The organism is Azospirillum mesophilum (assembly GCF_053470405.2).
In genome coordinates, this window is the sequence record NZ_JBPXMQ020000035.1 from 38,407 (window position 1) to 56,116 (window position 17,710).

At 69.1% G+C, this 17,710-nt stretch carries 20 protein-coding genes; 10 read left to right on the forward strand and 10 right to left on the reverse strand.

Translation table 11 applies throughout. The annotated features are described in order from the left end of the window. Nucleotides 1-16: 16 nt before the first annotated feature. Complete coding sequence (locus ACSVC7_RS25220) at nucleotides 17-739, reverse strand: phosphoribosyltransferase (protein ID WP_483508787.1); 723 nt, start codon at nucleotides 737-739, stop codon at nucleotides 17-19. A 290-nt stretch (nucleotides 740-1,029) separates the two neighbouring features. Between ACSVC7_RS25220 and ACSVC7_RS25225 the strand changes: the two genes are divergently transcribed. The 5 genes from ACSVC7_RS25225 to ACSVC7_RS25245 all read left to right on the forward strand — a co-directional run bounded on the left by ACSVC7_RS25225 (nucleotide 1,030) and on the right by ACSVC7_RS25245 (nucleotide 3,337). Continuing rightward, nucleotides 1,030-1,602: an Hsp20/alpha crystallin family protein gene (locus ACSVC7_RS25225; RefSeq protein WP_448207472.1), complete on the forward strand. Its 573-nt coding sequence runs from the start codon at nucleotides 1,030-1,032 to the stop codon at nucleotides 1,600-1,602. A gap of 90 nt (nucleotides 1,603-1,692) precedes the next feature. Then, the gene (locus tag ACSVC7_RS25230) at nucleotides 1,693-2,211 is read left to right on the forward strand and encodes a BCAM0308 family protein (protein WP_448207471.1); all 519 of its coding nucleotides are present in this window, start codon (nucleotides 1,693-1,695) and stop codon (nucleotides 2,209-2,211) included. 68 nt (nucleotides 2,212-2,279) lie between these two features. Continuing rightward, nucleotides 2,280-2,714 (forward strand): DUF2267 domain-containing protein, encoded by a 435-nt coding sequence (locus ACSVC7_RS25235; RefSeq protein ID WP_448207470.1) that lies wholly within the window; start codon nucleotides 2,280-2,282, stop codon nucleotides 2,712-2,714. A 145-nt stretch (nucleotides 2,715-2,859) separates the two neighbouring features. Next, a complete protein-coding gene (locus ACSVC7_RS25240; RefSeq protein WP_448207469.1) occupies nucleotides 2,860-3,093 on the forward strand; it encodes a hypothetical protein in 234 nt (77 codons plus the stop codon). Between the two features lie 43 nt (nucleotides 3,094-3,136). After that, a complete protein-coding gene (locus tag ACSVC7_RS25245) occupies nucleotides 3,137-3,337 on the forward strand; it encodes a hypothetical protein (RefSeq protein WP_448207468.1) in 201 nt (66 codons plus the stop codon). On the opposite strand, the gene ACSVC7_RS25250 is transcribed toward ACSVC7_RS25245, so the two are convergent. From ACSVC7_RS25250 to ACSVC7_RS25265, 4 genes are all read right to left on the reverse strand, one after another. Further along, nucleotides 3,315-5,066 carry a long-chain-fatty-acid--CoA ligase gene (locus ACSVC7_RS25250; protein WP_448207467.1) on the reverse strand — a complete coding sequence of 584 codons (1,752 nt, stop codon included), beginning with the start codon at nucleotides 5,064-5,066 and terminating at the stop codon, nucleotides 3,315-3,317. The genes ACSVC7_RS25245 and ACSVC7_RS25250 overlap by 23 nt on opposite strands. A gap of 102 nt (nucleotides 5,067-5,168) precedes the next feature. Further along, on the reverse strand, nucleotides 5,169-5,705 hold the full coding sequence (locus ACSVC7_RS25255) for a hypothetical protein (RefSeq protein ID WP_448207466.1): 537 nt from the start codon (nucleotides 5,703-5,705) through the stop codon (nucleotides 5,169-5,171). After that, the gene (locus ACSVC7_RS25260) at nucleotides 5,705-6,829 is read right to left on the reverse strand and encodes a hypothetical protein (RefSeq protein WP_448207465.1); all 1,125 of its coding nucleotides are present in this window, start codon (nucleotides 6,827-6,829) and stop codon (nucleotides 5,705-5,707) included. The genes ACSVC7_RS25255 and ACSVC7_RS25260 overlap by 1 nt, the downstream gene beginning before the upstream one ends. Nucleotides 6,830-6,832: 3 nt before the next feature. Then, the gene (locus tag ACSVC7_RS25265; RefSeq protein ID WP_448207464.1) at nucleotides 6,833-7,642 is read right to left on the reverse strand and encodes a universal stress protein; all 810 of its coding nucleotides are present in this window, start codon (nucleotides 7,640-7,642) and stop codon (nucleotides 6,833-6,835) included. A gap of 314 nt (nucleotides 7,643-7,956) precedes the next feature. Between ACSVC7_RS25265 and ACSVC7_RS25270 the strand changes: the two genes are divergently transcribed. Then, nucleotides 7,957-8,862, forward strand: a complete 906-nt coding sequence (locus ACSVC7_RS25270; protein ID WP_448207463.1) for a hypothetical protein — start codon at nucleotides 7,957-7,959, stop codon at nucleotides 8,860-8,862. On the opposite strand, the gene ACSVC7_RS25275 is transcribed toward ACSVC7_RS25270, so the two are convergent. From ACSVC7_RS25275 to ACSVC7_RS25290, 4 genes are read right to left on the reverse strand one after another with little or no spacing between them, the layout of a single operon-like run. Next, nucleotides 8,849-9,868 (reverse strand): SUMF1/EgtB/PvdO family nonheme iron enzyme, encoded by a 1,020-nt coding sequence (locus ACSVC7_RS25275; protein WP_448207462.1) that lies wholly within the window; start codon nucleotides 9,866-9,868, stop codon nucleotides 8,849-8,851. The genes ACSVC7_RS25270 and ACSVC7_RS25275 overlap by 14 nt on opposite strands. Continuing rightward, the gene (locus ACSVC7_RS25280; RefSeq protein ID WP_448207461.1) at nucleotides 9,865-11,676 is read right to left on the reverse strand and encodes a hypothetical protein; all 1,812 of its coding nucleotides are present in this window, start codon (nucleotides 11,674-11,676) and stop codon (nucleotides 9,865-9,867) included. Before ACSVC7_RS25280 ends, ACSVC7_RS25275 begins: the two co-directional genes overlap by 4 nt. 8 nt (nucleotides 11,677-11,684) lie before the next feature. Beyond that, nucleotides 11,685-13,187, reverse strand: a complete 1,503-nt coding sequence (locus ACSVC7_RS25285; protein ID WP_448207460.1) for a UbiA family prenyltransferase — start codon at nucleotides 13,185-13,187, stop codon at nucleotides 11,685-11,687. A gap of 11 nt (nucleotides 13,188-13,198) precedes the next feature. Continuing rightward, complete coding sequence (locus ACSVC7_RS25290; protein ID WP_448207459.1) at nucleotides 13,199-14,239, reverse strand: NAD-dependent epimerase/dehydratase family protein; 1,041 nt, start codon at nucleotides 14,237-14,239, stop codon at nucleotides 13,199-13,201. 419 nt (nucleotides 14,240-14,658) lie between these two features. Here ACSVC7_RS25290 and ACSVC7_RS25295 point away from each other — a divergent pair, with 419 nt between their 5' ends. Both ACSVC7_RS25295 and ACSVC7_RS25300 read left to right on the forward strand, forming a co-directional pair. Further along, nucleotides 14,659-14,922, forward strand: a complete 264-nt coding sequence (locus ACSVC7_RS25295) for an alanine-zipper protein (protein ID WP_448207458.1) — start codon at nucleotides 14,659-14,661, stop codon at nucleotides 14,920-14,922. Nucleotides 14,923-14,928: 6 nt separating this feature from the next. Continuing rightward, entirely contained in the window at nucleotides 14,929-15,855 is a 927-nt protein-coding gene (locus ACSVC7_RS25300; RefSeq protein ID WP_448207457.1) for a L,D-transpeptidase family protein, read from the forward strand. 417 nt (nucleotides 15,856-16,272) lie between these two features. Here ACSVC7_RS25300 and ACSVC7_RS25305 read toward each other — a convergent pair whose 3' ends face one another. Beyond that, the gene (locus tag ACSVC7_RS25305; RefSeq protein WP_483508789.1) at nucleotides 16,273-16,587 is read right to left on the reverse strand and encodes an ATP-binding protein; all 315 of its coding nucleotides are present in this window, start codon (nucleotides 16,585-16,587) and stop codon (nucleotides 16,273-16,275) included. Between ACSVC7_RS25305 and ACSVC7_RS25310 the strand changes: the two genes are divergently transcribed. Both ACSVC7_RS25310 and ACSVC7_RS25315 read left to right on the forward strand, forming a co-directional pair. Then, nucleotides 16,484-16,903, forward strand: a complete 420-nt coding sequence (locus tag ACSVC7_RS25310) for a hypothetical protein (RefSeq protein ID WP_448207456.1) — start codon at nucleotides 16,484-16,486, stop codon at nucleotides 16,901-16,903. The two genes, ACSVC7_RS25305 and ACSVC7_RS25310, sit on opposite strands and share 104 nt — an antisense overlap. A 329-nt stretch (nucleotides 16,904-17,232) precedes the next feature. Continuing rightward, on the forward strand, nucleotides 17,233-17,658 hold the full coding sequence (locus ACSVC7_RS25315; protein WP_448207455.1) for a hypothetical protein: 426 nt from the start codon (nucleotides 17,233-17,235) through the stop codon (nucleotides 17,656-17,658). The last annotated feature ends 52 nt before the right edge of the window (nucleotides 17,659-17,710 follow it).

The window sequence follows — 17,710 nt, forward strand, 5'->3', positions numbered from 1 at the left end:
TGCCATCGTCCACACCTCACGGCGGACGCTTCAATGGCGAGGCGGGTGCGGGGTGCGAGCGTGCCGCCTCGTCCAGCAGGCGGATGACGTCGGCATCGTCGAGCTGGCGGAAGTCCTCGTAGAAGGCGCCGATGGAGCCGAACGGGAACGGAACCTGGAGGCAGACAACCTCATCGGCTTCGGCCCGCAGCTCCAACACGGTGTCGAGCGGCGCCACCGGCACGGCCAGCACCAGCCGCCTCGGGCTCGCACGGCGCACCGAGCGCAGGGCGGCGCGCATCGTCGCGCCGGTCGCGATGCCGTCGTCCACGAGGATGACGGTGCGCCCGGTGATCGGCGCGCGCGGACGGCCGTCGACGTACACGGCCCGCCGGCGCTCGATCTCCCGGATCTCGCGATCCTTCTCCGTCTCGATCCAGGAGGTGGGCACGTACTCCGCAACCTCCGGGTTGATGACGGTTTCGACGTGACCGCCATCGGCCACGGCACCGACGGCCAGCTCTGGCTGGAACGGTGCGCCGATCTTGCGCACGAGCACGATGTCGAGCGGCGCGTTGAGCGCCCGCGCGACCTCGCACCCGACCGCAACGCCGCCGCGCGGCAGAGCCAGGACGACCGGTTCCTGGTCGCTGAGGTGCACCAGCCGTGCGGCGAGGCGTCGGCCGGCTTCGCTCCGGTCACGGAACCGGAACGGCATGCCGGGGCCGCTCGTCGTCGCTGCTTCGGATTCGGGAATCATGATGCGCTCCCTTCCCAATCGGGAACCACCCCGTGCTTTTTTGGCCCGTGCTTTTTTGGAGCGTTGGTCCGCGGCCTGGTCCCGCGTTCCATGTTCCCGCTTGCCATGGCTCGACGTGTTTAAGCGTGCTTCCGGGGTCGCTCTCTTCAACCAGGTTAAGCCGACCTCGGGGAACAGGAGGTGACGCTACCTCCTCATCGCTGACCCCGGTCCGGGGGCTGCTTAATCCAGGTTAACGTGAGCAAGCCGCATCGGGTGGATAGAGGAACCACAATAAACGGGAGGCATCCATGGCCGAAACCAACACGACGGAAAATCCCAAACAGGAGGAGAATCCCCGGCAAGAGGTCGCCTCCACCGGCACGGCGGCTCAGCAGATCGCCGCTCACAACCGGAACCCGATCCTGGCGTTGCGCGACGAGGTCGACCGGCTGTTCGACGAAGCCTCCTCAATGTTCCGCTTCCCCTGGAGCCGGCGCTCGCCGTTCGATCTGGAACCGTTGCTGCGCACAGAGTTGGAGGGCCGGGCGTTCGCGCCGCCGGCGGAGGTCGAGGAGCGCGAAGGCGAGTATCGGGTGACCATGGAAATGCCCGGCATGGACGAGCAATCCGTGGACGTCAGCGTCCAGGACGACGTTCTGTCCATCCGGGCCGAGAAGAAGGAGGACAAGGAGGAGAAGGGCGCCAACCGCTATGTGTCGGAGCGGCGCTACGGCCTGTGCGCACGGTCCTTCCGCCTGCCCGCCAATGTTGACTGTGACCGCATCGCGGCCAGCATGAAGAATGGCGTCCTCACGGTCACCCTCCCCAAGACCGAGCCAAGCCAACCGGCCAAGCGGAAGATCGACATCGCGAAGGCTTGAGAAGCGCCTTGAGACGCATGGAGCCATCGAGCGCCGGGCAACCCCGGCACTCCTTCTTTTTCACCGGCCTCTTTCACCGGCAGGATCCTCATGGGCGAGCACATCCACGAACCGCGTCCCCACGACCAGCGTCCCCAGCCGCCACGCCGCGACCGGCTGATCCAGGAGCATGTCCACGACCCATACAAGCGGGCGGCCAAGCTGTCCGATCCCACGGTCTGCCCGCAGTGCGGCGCCGTCTACCACCACGGGCGGTGGAGCTGGGGGCTGCCCGCCGTCGATGCCGTGGAGGAGCTGTGCCAGGCTTGCCACCGCGCCAACGACGGCTACCCCGCCGGCACCCTGACGCTGTCCGGCGGCTTCGTCGCCCCGCACCACGACGAGATCCTGGCCGCCGTCCGCCACCAGGAGAGCCTTGAGAAGGCCGAACACCCCCTGCACCGGATCATAAATATCGAGACCCGTGACGGCGACGTGGTGGTGACGACCACCGATGTGCATCTGCCCCGCCGCATCGGCGAAGCCCTGCACCACGCCTATGCCGGCGACCTCGACCTTCATTACGACAAGGACGCCTACTATGTCCGCGTGGACTGGCGGCGCGACTGAACCGGGGCCTCAGGCCCCCCTGTCTGCCCCCCCCTGTCTGCCCCCCCTGTCTGACGACGGAGGCTCTCATGAGCACGACCGGCCTGCCCGTGTTCGACGAAACGCTCCATCTGACGAACAGCTGGCTGAAGGACCTGATGGAGCGCCTTCACACCGACGACCGCCACTACACCTACCGGGCGCTGCGCGCCGTGCTGCACGCCCTGCGCGACGAGTTGCAGCCCGAACTGGCCGTCCATCTGGCGGCCGAGCTTCCCATGCTCGTCCGCGGCTTCTACTACGAAGGCTGGCAGCCGGCCCGCACACCGTCGCGTGACCGCTCGCTTGAGGGCTTCTTCCAGGCGATCCGCACGGGCATGCACGGCGACCCCGAGCCCGACGTCGCCCGCCTGAGCGGCGCGGTCTTCGACCTGCTGATGGCCCGCCTGTCGTACGGGGAGCTTGAGAAGGTGGTGCGCGCGCTGCCCCGGGACATTCGCGAACTGTCCGGCATTCGAGCCTAGACGCGCGGGAAAGGGCGACCATGCCGGAATCGGGGCCTGATTCAGGCGCACACCCAGACGGTCACGGGGACGGCCACGGGGACGGCCGCAGCCTGCTGCTGACCGACTATGGCCAAGAGTCTCGGTTGAACGGATGGGTGGTGTCATGGATTCGTATTTGCATCTGAGATACATCGTGGAGCGGCAGCGGGAGGCATGGACCGTGCGCATGCAGGGTGGCAACTGCGCCGGGGCCTTCCCATCCCGGCGCGATGCCCTGAAGGCGGCGGTCCGGGATGCGGAGCGCGTGTGCGACCTCGGTCATCATGTGCAAGTGTTCGCCCGCCGGACGGACGGCAGCCTTAAACAGATCGCCGACCGCTCCACCGGCCGGCCATAAGCCGCTCCAAGCCGCTCCAAGCCGCTGCGGTGCCCAGCACGGGGTGTTCGTCGGTGGCGCCCCGGCGGTCGTCGCGTCGCCGCTCTTCGACCGGGTTGTCGTCACCGACACGCTGCCGCCGTTCCGCCTGCCGGAAAAGCTGGTGGCCCGCCGCGTGACGGTGCTGGGCACGGCCCCCCTGCTCGCGGAGGCCATCGCCCGCATTCACGGCGGCGGGTCCGTCAGCGAGTTGCTGGCCGATTGATCGCTCGGTCATCGCTGCCCGGCCGCTCGGGGGGCCGCTCGGGGATGAGGTCGCGTTTCAGGATCTTGCCGATCGTCGAGGTCGGCAACGCCGTGCGGAACTCGATGCGCTGCGGCTGCTCGAAGCGCGACAGGTGGTCGGCGAGGAAGGCGCGCAACTCCGCCTCCGACGGCGTGGACCCTGGCAGCGACCCTGGCAGCGGCACGACGAAGGCCCGGATCGCCTGCCCGCGCACCGGGTCGGGCTCGCCGACCACGGCGGCGTCGGCGACCAGGGGGTGCCGCTTGATGACGGCCTCGACGGCGCGCGGATAGACGTGCTGTCCGCCGGTGACGATCAGGTCCTTCAGGCGGTCCACGATGTGCAGGTAGCCGTCGCCGTCGAGGAAGCCGATGTCGCCGGTGTGCAGATGCCCGCCGGCCATCGCCTCCGCGGTCGCCGCCGTGTCCTTCCAGTAGCCGGCCATGACCTGCGGCCCGCTCACGCAGACCTCGCCGACGCGGCCCTGCGGCTGCGGCGTGCGCCGGTCGTCCAGCGAGACGATCTCCACCATGGTCCCCGGCAGGGGCGGCCCCGCCGCGCCCGGCTTGTTCAGCCCGTCGAACGGGTTGCAGGTCACCACCGGCGAGGCTTCGGTCAGGCCGTAGCCTTCGGCCAGATAGGCGCCGGTGACCTTCCGGAACCGCTCCAGCAGCAGCGGCGGCAGGCTGTCCCCTCCCGACACGCACAGGCGCAGCGACGACAGGTCGTACCAGCTCAGGCGGGGAAAGCCGACGATGGCCTGGAACAGGCGCGGCACGCCGCTGAAGATGGTCGGGCGCTTGCGCTGGATGGTGTCCAGGATCTCGCGCACGTCCACGCGCGGCAGCAGGATCAGCTCCGCCCCCAGCGCGAGGGCGAAGTTCATCACGCCGGTCATGCCGAACACGTGGAAGAAGGGCAGCACCGCCAGCACCCGCTCGCGCCCAGGCTCGGCCCCGGTGAACCAGCGGCGGCACTGCATCGTGTTGGCGTAGAGGCTGGCGTGGGTCAGGACGGTGCCCTTGGGAACGCCGGTCGTCCCCCCGGTGTATTGCAGCACCGCGGCGTCGGCGCGCGGCTCCACCGCCATCGGGCGGGGATCGCCGCGGTTGGCGAGCAGCCGGCGGAAGGGCACATGGCGCTCGTCCTTGGGGAAGCGCGCCACGTCGCGGCGCTTGAGCAGCGGGTAGAGCCAGTTCTTCGGGAAAGGCAGGGCGTCGGCCAAGCGCGCCACGACGATCGCCCGCAGCCGGCCCGGCCACCCGATCTGCGCGAGCGTGTCGCGGAACGGAACGAGGTCGAGCGTGATGAGCAATTCGGTCTCGGAATCGGCGATCTGGTGCGCCAGCTCGGACGCCGGGGCGAGCGGGTTGAGGTTGACCACGGTGCCCCCGGCCTTGAGGATCGCGTGAAACGCGATCACCGCATAGGGACAGTTCGGCAGCAGAAGCGCGACCTTGCAGCCCTTCCCGACGCCGCGGTCCTGGAGCCCCCGCGCCGCCCGGTCGATCAGCCGGGCGACCTGCCGGTAGGTCGTCCGCCTTCCGTAGAAATCGATGCAGGAGTGGTGGGGAAAGGCGGCGCAAGCCTCGTCGATCAGGCTGTGCAGCGGCCGTTCGGGGACGGGCGCACGCCAGTCGAGCCCCGCCGGATAGGACGCTTCCCAGGGCAGGTCCCCGCGGACCGCCGGCTTGGTCGAACTGTCCATGGCGTCGCTCCCATCCGAATCGACCATCATGTGGGCCAGTGTGGCGCTCCATCGACGGACGGCCTTAACCTGCGATAAGCGGCCTGCGCCGCGCCGGTGCCGTCACATCATGTCATCCGATTGCGTGTCCCCGTTGAAGGGGTTGATGCCCCGATGCCGTTGCGACTTGCCCGCTGCGCAGTCGAGCAGGGCGGGAATGGCCGTGCGTGTCCCCGTCAACAGAATGGACACCGTGCTGCGCCGCCCATGAACGGACAAGGTCGATCCATGCATGAGCGCTTCAAGCACGTCGCGCGTGAGCGGCAGGGCAAGGTTGAACATGTCCGACGCGGCGACCTCGACACCGCCCCGTCCGGTCCATCGTTCGTCGACGCTGACGGCGACGTTGTAGACGCCCCCGACGGTCAGGTCGAAGTCCGTGCGGAGGACATGCAGCTGCACCATGCTGAGGTCGCCGGTCACCGACAACGCGATGGCCGCCTCGACCTCCGGATGCCCGCCGACCTGGTATTCCGAAAAGATCAGGCAATGGCCGGCACCGTCGCTCTCCAGGCTCCAGCCGACCACCCGGTCCTTGGCGTGGGCCAGGTCCGGAGCAAGGCACGCCGCGGTTATCGCCAGAACAAGGATGCGCCACATCACTCCGTTCCCCCTGGTCGGCTGTTCCCATCCCGCGTCACGGAGCGCGTGGTGGCCGCGCGCAAATAGGAGTCGGTGCGGGCGAGCCAGTCGTCGCGCCGGCCGGCCGGTGCCATGTCCAGCCGCTCAGCGGCGAGGCGCGCCCGCAGGCTCGCGCGGAAGCTGCGGTAGAAGGCGATCAGCCGTGGATCGGCGGCATCGCCGCTCTGGGCGCGGTACAGGTCCACAATCGCGTTCCCGACCTGCGCGGCGCCGAGCCGCTCGCATTCGAGCGCCAGATAGGCCAGCTCGTCCACCGGGTCGAGCAGGCGAAGGTCGCGGCTGAACTCCAGGCAATCGATGATCCGGGGCATGTCGTTGAGAGAGACCCACTCGGGGAGAAAAATGTGCTCGGGGCGGAGGTCGCCGTGTCCCTCGACGATCCGTCCCTCCGCCGCCCGTGCCCGCAGCAACGCGCCGTGCTCCGCCAGGAAGGCGGCCTGCATCGCGGCGGCGTGGCCGGCCCGTTCGGCCAGCGGTCCGGTCACCCGTGGCACAATCACATCGAGGTTTCGGCGGATGTCGTCCTCGAAACGCCGCTGGTAGGCGCCCGGCGCCATCGGTTCGGGCCGGCTGTTGCGGTAGAATTCCGACAGCTGATGCCCGAGGCCTGTGACGTCGGCCGGCGTCAGCACGCCCGCCCGGATTCGCTCGTCCAACCGCCGCTCCTGCGGCAGGCGCACCATCCACACGAGCCAGTCCACCACCGTGTCCCCCACCGCCGCGTCCTGTCGTCCGGGATGCCCGCCGAGATGGAACGAGCCGTCCGGGCCGACGAACAGGCCGATCAAGCCGCGGTAGACGTCGGGGGCCAGCCGGCGGTTCAGGCGGATTTCCGCCAGTCCGTTCGAGCGCCGGGCGGCGAGCGTGGTGAAATCCAGATAGGGCAGGCGCTTGGGCTTCTTCAGCTTGTAGGCGTGCCGCTCGGTCAGGAAGACCCAGGACAGGCGCGTCTCGATGGCCTCGATCTGGCGCGGATGCTCCGGGTAGACGTCGGGGGTCGACAGGACGGCGACTTTCGCGTCCAGCGGAATCCGGGTTTCCCGTGTCCCCGGCGATCGGGCACTGGTGCGGGGGGCCGCCACGGCTCAATGCACCATCAGCACCGGCAGCTCGGCGGCTTCCAGCACGTGCTGCGTCGCGCCGCCCAACGCCTGCTCGAACACACGGGCGTGTCCGTAGGCCCCCATGACGAGGAGATCCACCTCCAGCGCGCGGGCCTGGGCGAGGATCGCGCCGGGGGCTTCGAACTCCGTCGCGAAGTTGATCCGCGCGTCCGCGCGGATGCGGTGCGCGTCCAGATAGGCCAGGGCACGGCGGTCGGGTTCGTCGTCGAACCCCGGCGGGTGCACGGTGAGCAGGATGGTCTCCTTGGCGCGGCGCAGGAAGGGCAGCGCGCCGTGCAAGGCGCGGCCGGCCTCGCGGCGCTCGTTCCAGGCGACGAGCACGCGCCGCGGCTGGAACGGTTCCTCCGGCCCTGGCGGGACGACCAGCAGCGGCGCGCTGGCGCTGAGCGCCAATTGGCCGAGCGCGCGCGGCGACAGTCCGCTTTCGCTTTTGGGATCCCCACCGCGGCGGCCGGCCACGACGAGGTCGGCGTAGCGGCTGTAGAAGGCCAGCCGCTCGGGCGGGGAGCCCTGGTCCAGGATCCAGTCACAGCTCAGGCAGGCCGCGCTGCAACGGGCGATGACGCTCTGCTCCGCCTCGGCTGACGGGGCGTCCGGCGCCGGCGGGATGGCCACCGGTGCCGCGACGTACCAGGGCATGGCGGGTTCAGTCGGGCAGTGGAGGCCGGTGATGCGCCCTCCCATCAGGCGGGCCACCGCGATGGCCGTTTCCAGGCCGGCGCTGGAGCGCAGGTCCTTGCCGCAGGGCACGAGGATCGATGTGATGTCCATGATGGCCTTCCTCCCTTGGTCCCGCTTTTCTTGGATGCGGAGGCCAGTTTCGGCGCCGTCCACGGGGCGCGCCTTAACCAGAGTTAAAGCCACAGGGAAAAGGGGCGCGTTGTCGGCCGGCATGCCGCGGTGAAACGCCAGCGCCTTTTGGGGGTTGGTGTGACCATACGGTGACCGCGCGGTCGCCGGTTGACCGGCCGCTGTCCGCCGATAAGGTTCCCGCCGATAAGGTTCCCGCCGATTAGGTTCCCGGCACATCAGCCAAGGACGTGGAAATGACCCAGACGCGCCGAACGTCTGTCGGGAGAGCTGTTTTGTCCGCGATGGCGGCGTTCCTGTGCACGGCAATCGTGGCTCCGGCTGCGATGGCGGGAGAGGGCTGCCCGGGATCGCTCGTCGAACACATCCCCCCGCATGGAGATTCGGGACCCACCGGCAGCGCGTTCGCGCAGCAGGCCGCCGACCTGTCCGGCAGCGACCGGGACGCGGTGATCGAGGCGGCGCTGCTGGCCGGCGACCTGCCGCCGTTCCTGCGCCGCCTGAAGCCCGTCGTGCTGGAGGGGCATCGCGCGCGGGGCGGAACGGCGCGCGTCCTGCTGTGCGTCACGCCCGACTATCTGGCGGTCGGATCGGACGCCGACTATGTGCGCGTCCCGATGGGGCTGCGACCGGCGCTGGCGATCGCCCGGCGCTTCGGCTTCATCCTGCCGACGACCAGGATGGTCGATGCGATCTACGCGCAGGCGGACGTGCATCTGGTGCCGCAGCCCCTGCCCGCCGGCCCGCAGATGCGGTCCACCGACTATCTGTGGCGGCACAACGGCATGATCCGCGCGCAGCGCCGGGCGCTCGGCGCCCCGCTCGGCCGGCTCGTGGCGGGCCACAAGAAGGACCTGACCCTGACCGCCCGGCTGCGGGCGATGCCGCAGCGGGTCGCCATCTACGGGTGGCAGCACCCGGACGGCTCTCCCATCCAGCCGCTCAGCACCGTGCATGGCGCCCGCTACGCCGACTACAGCCACGGCGCGCGTCTGGTCAGCGCGACGGCCTACGTCGATGGGGAAGCGCGGTCGCTCTACGACATCCTGGAAGACCCCGACCTCGCCCCGATCGTCAGCAGCGAAGGGCCCATCCGCGACGCGGCCGGCCTTGTCGCGTCGCTCGGCGATCCTCCTGCTGCTGCCGGCGAGCCGAGCGAGGAGGCCTCTACGGCCCGCTGACCGTCTTGCAGCAGCGGAAGCCCAGGTGGTAGTTCGCGTGGCTCGCCGGGTCCATGACCCGCGAGCCGTGCCAGTAGGGGGCACGCCAGCGGCACCAATCCGGATGGGCGCGGTAGCGGTCGAAGATGAACCAGCTGCCCTTCATCTCGGTGTAGCCCAGCTGCCGGCTGCCCCGGCTGGCCATCTGGTCCTCCGACAGCGGCAGGTTCATGTGCTCGGCCGCGTTGCCATTGAGGTCGTAGACGCCGAGCGGACTGTGGCAGCCTGGAAAGGATCCGGTGGGGTAGGTGTTGGAGCCGCAGGCCGACCAGCCCCCGCCCTGGCAGCCCGGCGTCTTCTGGCTGGCCGCGGCGCAGACCCCGGCCTGATAGTCCGGGCCGTAGCTCCAGCTTTTCCGCCCCTCCTCGGCGCGGTTGTGCAGGGCGCGCAGCCGCTCGATGACCGCGTTCGGGCTGCCGCCGTTGCGGGCCAGGTCGAACCGGTAGTCCGGCGGCTCCAGCCGCCCGGCGCAGGCGCCTTCCCATTCATGGGCGTCGCAGAGGCGCTTGCCCGCCGCCTCGCAGATCTCCGCGGCCTCGACGGCGCGCACCCAGACGACCGGGTAGTCGCAGGGGATGTCGGGGAACTCGAACTGGTCGATGCAGGCCTTGGCGTCCTGTGGCCTCTGCGAGGTCGGATCGTAGAGCGGCGCCATGTAGGGCGCGCCGCAGATCGCCTGGAAGGCCGGGTCGGGGCGCGGGGTGCTTCCACCCCACGCCGCCCGGCACTGTTGCGGCGTCATGGGGTGCTGGCTGATCGCCGGGTTGCCCTGGCCGACGACGCCGGATTTGGCGAAGACGCCGCGGATGCGGGCCATCTGGGCGTCGGTCAGGCCGTGCACGGACTGGAGGTCCGAGAACAGCCGCTCGTTTGCCTCGCGGAGCGTCTCCGCGCCCGCGGTGGACGCCAGAAACGTCGACGCCAGAAGCGCAAGCAGCGCGACCACCATCCGGACGCACCCCTTCATGGCCGCTCCTCCCGCCGGAAAACGGTGAAGAAGTCCCGGTTGTCCGGATAGCCGAGAAAGCGGGGAACGAGCCGCCCGCCGGCGGTCTTGTCCAGTTCGTCCATGCCGCGGACCAGATGCTCCACCACCGCCCCGGCGGCGCCGGTGCCGTCTTTCGGCGGGTAGAGCGCCAAGTAGGTGTGCTCCAGCGCGTTCATATCCAGCAGCATGGCGTAGCGGCAGCCGTAGGCCTGGAAGACGCGGGCCATCGCCGACGGCGTCGCGCTGGAGAAATAGCCGTAGACCAGGAAGCGGCCATGGTCGTCGTCGAGCAGGCAGGCGCCGGCGCGCAGCGTGCGCAGGGACTCGTCGGCGGAGCCCGACCAGTTGCCGGGACCCCAGCGCGCCACCAGCGCGCCGGGGGAGGGCTCGCCCGTCGCCGGATCGGGCTCGACCAGCGCCACGCCGTTCTGGCGGGCGAAGCGGATGTGCGGCAGCAGGGTGGCCCCTTGATGGTCGAGCTTGTCGTCGCTCCAGGTCTCCATGCGGACCGAGCCGTCGTCCAGCCCGTAGAGCGTCGCAAGGCCCGGCTGCAGGCTGCTCAGCACCACGCCGGCCTCGATGAAGCCGTAGTGGCTGCCGTGGTTGCGCTGGGCGAGGTCGCCGTAGCGGAAGGCGCCGTGGGCGCGCTTGAAGCCGCCGGTGAAGGTCGCGACCGTCCGCCCGGCGAGCGGCGGGGAAACCATGCCGGTGCCGACCAGCGGGGCGATGGTGCCGATGCCGTCCGGCCCCGGCAAGGCGCTGTCGCGGACGCCTGCGGGCACACGGGGGGACCAGTCCACACGCGGATGGTCCGTGCCGACGGCGAAGTCGAGGTTAAATTGCCGCAGGTCGAAGGCCACCAGATAAGCCAGCGCCGACGCCTCCACGCTGTCGAGCGGGTTGGCGCGGCCGCGTTGGCCGTTCAGGATCGCCGGGGCGATGCCCTGGGGCTGGATCGCGCTGGCGTAGACGCCGGGCAGGCCGCTGGCGGCGTACCAGCGGCCGGGCAGGACCCGCCCGTCCGGCGCGCCGTCGAGGGCGATGCCCAGCGTTCCCGGAACCAGGGCGCGCCCGGCGGCGTCCGGATCGAGCCGGGCCGGACGAGGAGCGCCCGGCGGCTCCGCGGCGGACACGACCGGCCCGGCCGGCACCGCGTCCGGCCGTTCGGCGAAGGCGTCGGCGAAGAACTCGCGGCGGACGAAACCGACGACGGCCTCCCCGTTCCACAGCTGATCCCGCAGGAAATCCGTCGCGCGCTCCAGGGTCGTGCGGTGCCCGGCCACCACGTTGCGCAGCAGCAGGTGCCCTCCGCACAGCGGCGCATAGGGCTGGCCGCTGCCGGCCGCGCGCGGCAAGGCCGTCCCATCGTCCCCCCACAGGTCGCAATCGACGCGCCGCCCGCCCTTGGCAATGACCACACCCTGCGGGACCGTGTCGGCCAGCTGAAGGCGCTGCGCCCGCGGATCCGGGTTTTCCAGATGGTACTGGCGCCGCGGGCCGGCACCGCCCCAGTCGAGCGTCAGCACGAACCAGCGGTTGATGATCGGATTCAGCTCGACCAGCGTCGCGGTCCCGGTGCGTCCGTCGCGCCCACGGACGGCGATCCTGTGGCTGCGCCGTCCTGGCTGGAGGTCGATGACCGTCCGGGCCGCTTCCGGCGCGCTTCGGCCCGGCCGGTCGTCGGCGGCGGGCAGCGGAACGGCGCCGTCCTCGGCCGCAGCCGCCCGAAGCGCGAGGAGGAGAAGGACCAGGGGCAGCCAGGAAGAACAACGCTTTTGAAACACCATGCCCGGCCTCACGACAAGGCGATGACGGCGAGCACGCCGCCCATCAGTACCAGGATGATTTGGCTGACCGGATCCTTGAGCGCGAAGACCAGCGGGTCGTCGCGCATCCGGCCGCGGTGGGCGATCAGCCAGACGTGGCTGATCCAGTAGAGCAGCAGGGGACAGACGGCCCCCGTCGTCAGCCATTGGTCCGGGGAGCGCAGCGGCATGTCCGTGCTCGCGTAGATGCCCAGCACCAGGACGCTGATGTAGCCGCTGGCGCAGCCCAGCGCCGCCAACAGCTCGGCGTCCTCCAGCAGGTAGGCGCGGGCATGGGCGTTGCCGCCGTCGATGGCGCGCATGACCATCAACTCGGCGTAGCGCTTGACCAGCGCGAGGCTGAGGAACAGGAACATGCTGAAGGTCAGAAGCCAGGCGGACGCCACGATGCCGGTGGCTGCGGATCCCGCCAGCACGCGCAACCCGTACAGCCCGGCCAGCAGCAGCACGTCGAGGATGGCGATCCGCTTGAGGCGCAGGGAATAGGTGACGGACAGCGCGAAGTAGAGCACGAGCAGGCCGGCAAAGGCCGGCGGCAGCAGCGCGGCCAGCCCCAGGGTCCCGGCCAGCAGGCCAGGGATCATCAGGACGGCGCGCGATACGGGCAGGCGCCCGGACGCCAGCGGGCGGTTTCGCTTGTGCGGGTGCCGCCGGTCGGCGGGCAGGTCGAGCAGGTCGTTCAGCAGATAGCCGCTCGACGCGCACAGGCAGAAGGCGGCGAAGGCCAGGAGGGAATGCGACAGCGCCTCGACGTCGAGCAGCCGGTGCGCCGCAGCCATTGGAACGAACACCAGACCGTTCTTGAACCATTGCAGCGGACGCAGGGCGGACAGATGGTGGCGGGCGCTGCCCGACGCCGTGCCGAAGATCCGTTCCACATCGGCGTCGTCGGCCACCGCCGGCGTGGCATCGGCGTCCGGTTGCACCAGCAGCGCCTTGCGGGCCGCCCGCCAGACCGGGAGATCGTCCGCGCTGGCGCCGATGTAGTCGAAGCCCCCGCGTCCGAATCCCGCGACCAGCCGATCCCGCTTGCGCTCCGGCGTCAGGTTGGTGACACCGTCGCTCGCCAGCAGGCGGTCGAACAGGCCGGTGTGCCGGGCGACGGCCTCGGCGACGCGGGCGTCGGCGGCCGTGGCCAGGACCAGCGGCACGCCCCGGCGCTTTTCGGCCTCCAGGTGCTTCAGCAGATTTTGCCGGTAGGGCAGGGTCTGGGCCGGCGGCATCGCTTCCTCGGCCAGCCGGCGCTTGACCCAGGCCTTCCCGTGCGCCAGCCAGACCGGCAGCATCAGCAAGCGTGCCGGCGATGTCCGCGCCAGGGTCCGCGCGCAGTCCAGAAGCAGGTCGCCCGTGACCAGGGTTCCGTCCAGGTCCACGACCAACGGCACCGTCCGGTCGGCGGCCCTCAGTTCTTCGGCGTTTACCGAAATCCGGGCTGGCGGAGGCGGACCGGAGGGGGGCGGGGCGGTCGGCATGGTTCGCGTCCTTAGAAGAAATGACGGGCGAGGCGCAGCGCGCCCTGGTTCCACAGGGACCTGTGCGACACGCCGGTGCCGCCGCGGAACCGGTCGCGGTTGGCGACGTACCAGTCGTAGTTCCGGAGCAGCGCGTCGCGGTTCGAAAAGACCGGCGTGAAACCCAGCCGCTGCTCGATGCGCTCGATGGAGACGAAGCTGTCCTCGGTCACCGTCTCATAGACCCACTGGTAGAGCGGCGAGAGGTGGAGACGCTCCAACGCCTTGAGGATCAGGACGCCGGGCCCCTCCGGAAGGCTCACGATGCGCTTGCCGTGGCCGGCGCGGTCGAGCACCGCCTGGAAGTCCTCCCGGATGGTGCCGAACTCCTTGGCGCCGACGTTGAAGGTGTCGTTGACCAACTCCCGGTCGCCGGTGGCGCACCGATGAATGGCGCGGCAGAGGTCCTCGACGTCGAGGAGCTGGTAGTGGTTGTTCCCGGCCCCCAGCACGGGAAAGTTCCGGCCCTCATAGGCCCATTCGTAAAGGATGGCAAAGACGCCGAGCCGTTCGGGGCCGATGAAGCTCTTCGGGCGGAGGACCGAAACGCACAGCCCCTCGTCCCGATAGCGGCGGCACAGATCCTCGGCGCGGATTTTGGCCTCGCCGTAGGGGCCGACGCCTTGGCAACGGTCGGTCTCCGTGATGGGATGGTGGTCCGGGATGCCGTAGACCGCCGTGGAGGAGATGTGGACGAAGCGCGGGCACGACGCCTTCGACGCGCAGTCCAGCGCAACGGCCGTTCCATACACGTCGGTGGACTCGATGGCCGCCCGGTCGTACAGGGGCAGGGCGGCGGCGCAATGGACGACGACATCGGCACCGGAAACCGCCCGTTCCATCACCGCACGGTCCCGAATGTCGCCCTGCAGCGCCTCGACCCGAGGCCGCTCCGGATAATCGAACGGCGCGATGTCCAGGCATCGTACGGTCCACCCGCGTTGGAGCAGGTGCCGCGCAAGGTTCACGCCCAGAAACCCGCTCCCGCCGGTGATCAGGCAGAGGCCCCCCATGAAAGTTCCCCTCCCTCGTGTTGGTGCTCCGCGCCCGCCCATTGGATCGGCTGGTTGGGCCGGCTGACCAATCGGAACCGCAAAGCAGAAGCATAAGCGTCGTTGGAACCGGCGCCTTAATTCAGGTTAATCATGGCTCTTGCTGGCTGGTCCGGCTGCGGGCCTGTTCGTGGCGGGCGCGTCCCGACCGGCGTTGCGCGGTATGCTCCGTCTTTACACAGGTTAATGCCCGCGGCCGAGCCCCCGTCGATGCTCGACGGTCAGCATGCCGACGGTCAGCATGCCGGCGGCCAGCATGCCGGGTGAGCGGCCGGGGGGCAGGGCGGGCCCTCCTGCACGGCCCCTGCACGGCCCCCTGCACGGGACATCCGGCGCTCTGGCCCGTCACCCCGCTCTTGGCTCCACGACAGGAGAAAGTCATGGCCATGTCCTTGCGCAACGCATCCATCGTCCTTCTGGGCGCCCTGCTCGCGACCGCCTGCTCCGGGTTGAGCGCGGAAGACCGCGCCCTTCTGACCCAGACGCAAGCCACGGCCAATGACGCGAAGGCCGAGGCGACGCGGGCCGCCAACGCCGCTCAGCAGTCGGCCGAACAGGCGCGCGCCGCGGCGGCGGACGCCAGGGCGGCGAACGAAAAGGCGGATCGCATGTTCAGCCGCAGCCAACGGAAGACTCGTTCGTAGGTCGCCGTGGGCGCTGCCGTCCTGCTCCGTCCGATGGTGGTTCTCCCCGCGCTTCTGGCGGCCCTGGCCTTTGCCCCGGCGCCGGCGGCGGCGGCCGACATCATCGGACCGTTACCCTTCGGCATCGTCTTTGCCAGGGCGGCCGACACGCTGGCCGACATCGCCATCGACAACGATCTGGGCTACACCGAAATCATCATGGCAAATCCGACCATCGACCCGTGGCTGCCGGGCGACGGGGCGCTGGTGGTGCTGCCGACGGCGCACATCCTGCCATCCGGGCCGCGCACCGGCATCGTCATCAATCTGGCGGAGCAGCGCCTCTATCACTTCGCAAATGGGAAGCCGCCGGCCAGCGTTCCGGTAGGCATCGGGGCCGAGGCCGCCAACCTGCGGACCGGCTCCACCCATGTCCGGGCCAAGCGTGTCGACCCGCCATGGATGCCCACCGCGCGCATGCGGGAGGAGGATCCTGACCTGCCGTCCTTCGTTCCGCCGGGGCCGGACAACCCGCTGGGCTCCAAGGCGCTGTACCTGGACTGGCCCGGCATCATCATCCACGGGACCAACAAACCCTACGGTGTCGGGCGGCGGGTGAGCCATGGCTGCTTCCGTCTGCACAACCCGGATATCGAGCGCCTGTACCAAGCGGTGCCCGTCGGCACCCCGGTTCGCGTCGTGGACGAGCCGGTGAAACTCGGCTGGCTCGGCGACACCCTGTACATCGAAGTGCACCTGACGGCCCAGCAGGCCGATTCCCTGGAGACCACGGGCCGCTTCGACCCGCCCGCGTTTCCGAAGCTTGAAGAGGCCGTCACCCGCGCCGCGGGCCGTGCGGCATCACGGGTGGACTGGGGCGCCGTCCAAAAGGCGGCCGAGGAGCAGCGCGGCATTCCGCTGCCCATCCTGCGCGGGCTGTCGGAGACCGGATAAGCGTCCACTTCGAAGGATTGTACCCCGCTGAACCGCCCCGGGTTTCCCCGGAGGCCCCATCGTCCGAAAGACTGGGGTCATCATGACGATACCGCTATCACCCGAATACGCCCTTGAAGTCCGCGAGCGCGCGGTTCGAATGGTGTTCGAGCACGACGGTGAGCACGTCTTGCTGTGGGCGGCGATCAGCTCGATCACGACGACGATCTCCGGCAGATGCTCATGCTCGGCCGCAGCCTCGATCTCCTCCCGGGTCAAGCCGCTCAATCCGATGCAGTCTTCAATGGCATCAGCATGGCATCCTCGCTGATCGCGGGGACAGAACTCCACTCTGGCCGGGTTGAGCCCGATCAGCCTTAACCCAGGTTGGAAAGACCCAACCTCATTCGGTTCGCCCTGCGCCTCCCGTGTGAAGGATCAGCCGCAAACTGGTTCCCGGGCCGGTTGTCCATTCCGGCTCCGCCCCCACTTGCTCTCGGCCAGCATCGCGATCGACTGCAGGCCGGAGGACCGTGTCCGCTCCGACGGCAGGCCGACGCCGTCGTCGGCCAGCGTCAAGCGGATCTGGTCGGGCTGCGGCACGAGCACGGCGAGGGTGATCGTCCCCGCTCCTTGCAGGAAGGCATGCTTGACGCTGTTGGTGATGAACTCGTTGACGATCAGCCCGAGCGAGACGGCGATAGGGATGCTTGGCCTTGACCATCTGCGCGACGCGGTAGAGCCGCTCCGGATCGCCGTCCACCGCCATCGCCGCGGCGATGGCGCGCACCGTTATGGCCATCTCGGCGTCGGTGAACCGCCGCTGGGTCGTCATGCTCCAGGCGACCATTCCCACGGCGATGATGGCTATGGCCGCCAAGGCGGTGATCACGACGCCGAGGAGGTGGCGGCTGATGTTCCGCCGTGCCGAGCCGATGGGGACGCGGGGTGTTCGAAGGAGTGTTCGGCAAGATTTCCATATCCCGCCCTACAGGGCTTTGACGACATTGTCGCAAATCTCCCGAGATGCCGTGTCCTTCCTGTGTTCACAGACATGGAACGCGCGTAGTAAATACCACAGAATGCCGCATCTGGAGAGAGACATCAGGCAAGGAACGTCCAGAATTCTGGTGAACGCGCGGTTGCATGAAGCGCACCGATATACACCATCAGAAAATTACCATTCTTATTGGTAATGGGCACTATCTTTGGTATATTCAACCCGGCAACTGATCCAGATCAATACATTGCGCACCGCCATGATGAATTGTGATAGAAACGAATTTATGTGATAATAAATGTCGAAAATTGCGCATAATCATGCTTGGTGTGCCGATATTTCCCCCCGATGATGGCGCTGCTCAAGGGCAGGCCTGCGCATTGCTCCAGGAGGCGGCTATGACGTCAGCTTGTGCTTTTGCCAAAGCCGACCACCTCAACGCCGAACTCTTGAGCGCGATAGCCGCGGCTTTGGCAAGCGGCAGGCATCGCGACCACGACCTGCTGATTCTGCATCAGCAGTTGCAGGAGGTGAAGCAGGCCGGGGCAATGCCCCGCGTCGGAGCCGATGAAAGCGTCGCGCCGGACCATTCCATGGACGCCCGCTGCCGGAATGTGCTGCGCTCACTCGTCTGCACGCCGGCACACACGCCCCTCGGGATCGCTACGAAGCTGGCCATTGCTTGTACCATGTCCGGCGTTTTCGAGGCGGCCCAAGAGGCGCCGGGCGGCCCGGCAGCCCCCCATGTCATCCTGTCCGCTTTTCTCGATGCCATGACCCAGGCTCGGTTGCTTCCGTCGGAGCGGCCAAGCCTTTCGCAATGAGTTCCGGTTGGGGAGGCTGCGATGCGCCCAGACTGCCAAGCGTGCCCGCTCC

Excerpts from the sequence above, each read along its gene's own strand:
- ACSVC7_RS25220 (WP_483508787.1), bottom strand. The coding sequence starts at position 739 with ATGATTCCCGAATCCGAAGCAGCGACGACGAGCGGCCCCGGCATGCCG.
- ACSVC7_RS25225 (WP_448207472.1), top strand. The coding sequence starts at position 1,030 with ATGGCCGAAACCAACACGACGGAAAATCCCAAACAGGAGGAGAATCCC.
- ACSVC7_RS25230 (WP_448207471.1), top strand. The coding sequence starts at position 1,693 with ATGGGCGAGCACATCCACGAACCGCGTCCCCACGACCAGCGTCCCCAG.
- ACSVC7_RS25235 (WP_448207470.1), top strand. The coding sequence starts at position 2,280 with ATGAGCACGACCGGCCTGCCCGTGTTCGACGAAACGCTCCATCTGACG.
- ACSVC7_RS25240 (WP_448207469.1), top strand. The coding sequence starts at position 2,860 with ATGGATTCGTATTTGCATCTGAGATACATCGTGGAGCGGCAGCGGGAG.
- ACSVC7_RS25250 (WP_448207467.1), bottom strand. The coding sequence starts at position 5,066 with ATGGACAGTTCGACCAAGCCGGCGGTCCGCGGGGACCTGCCCTGGGAA.
- ACSVC7_RS25255 (WP_448207466.1), bottom strand. The coding sequence starts at position 5,705 with ATGTGGCGCATCCTTGTTCTGGCGATAACCGCGGCGTGCCTTGCTCCG.
- ACSVC7_RS25265 (WP_448207464.1), bottom strand. The coding sequence starts at position 7,642 with ATGGACATCACATCGATCCTCGTGCCCTGCGGCAAGGACCTGCGCTCC.
- ACSVC7_RS25275 (WP_448207462.1), bottom strand. The coding sequence starts at position 9,868 with ATGAAGGGGTGCGTCCGGATGGTGGTCGCGCTGCTTGCGCTTCTGGCG.
- ACSVC7_RS25280 (WP_448207461.1), bottom strand. The coding sequence starts at position 11,676 with ATGGTGTTTCAAAAGCGTTGTTCTTCCTGGCTGCCCCTGGTCCTTCTC.
- ACSVC7_RS25285 (WP_448207460.1), bottom strand. The coding sequence starts at position 13,187 with ATGCCGACCGCCCCGCCCCCCTCCGGTCCGCCTCCGCCAGCCCGGATT.
- ACSVC7_RS25290 (WP_448207459.1), bottom strand. The coding sequence starts at position 14,239 with ATGGGGGGCCTCTGCCTGATCACCGGCGGGAGCGGGTTTCTGGGCGTG.
- ACSVC7_RS25295 (WP_448207458.1), top strand. The coding sequence starts at position 14,659 with ATGGCCATGTCCTTGCGCAACGCATCCATCGTCCTTCTGGGCGCCCTG.
- ACSVC7_RS25315 (WP_448207455.1), top strand. The coding sequence starts at position 17,233 with ATGACGTCAGCTTGTGCTTTTGCCAAAGCCGACCACCTCAACGCCGAA.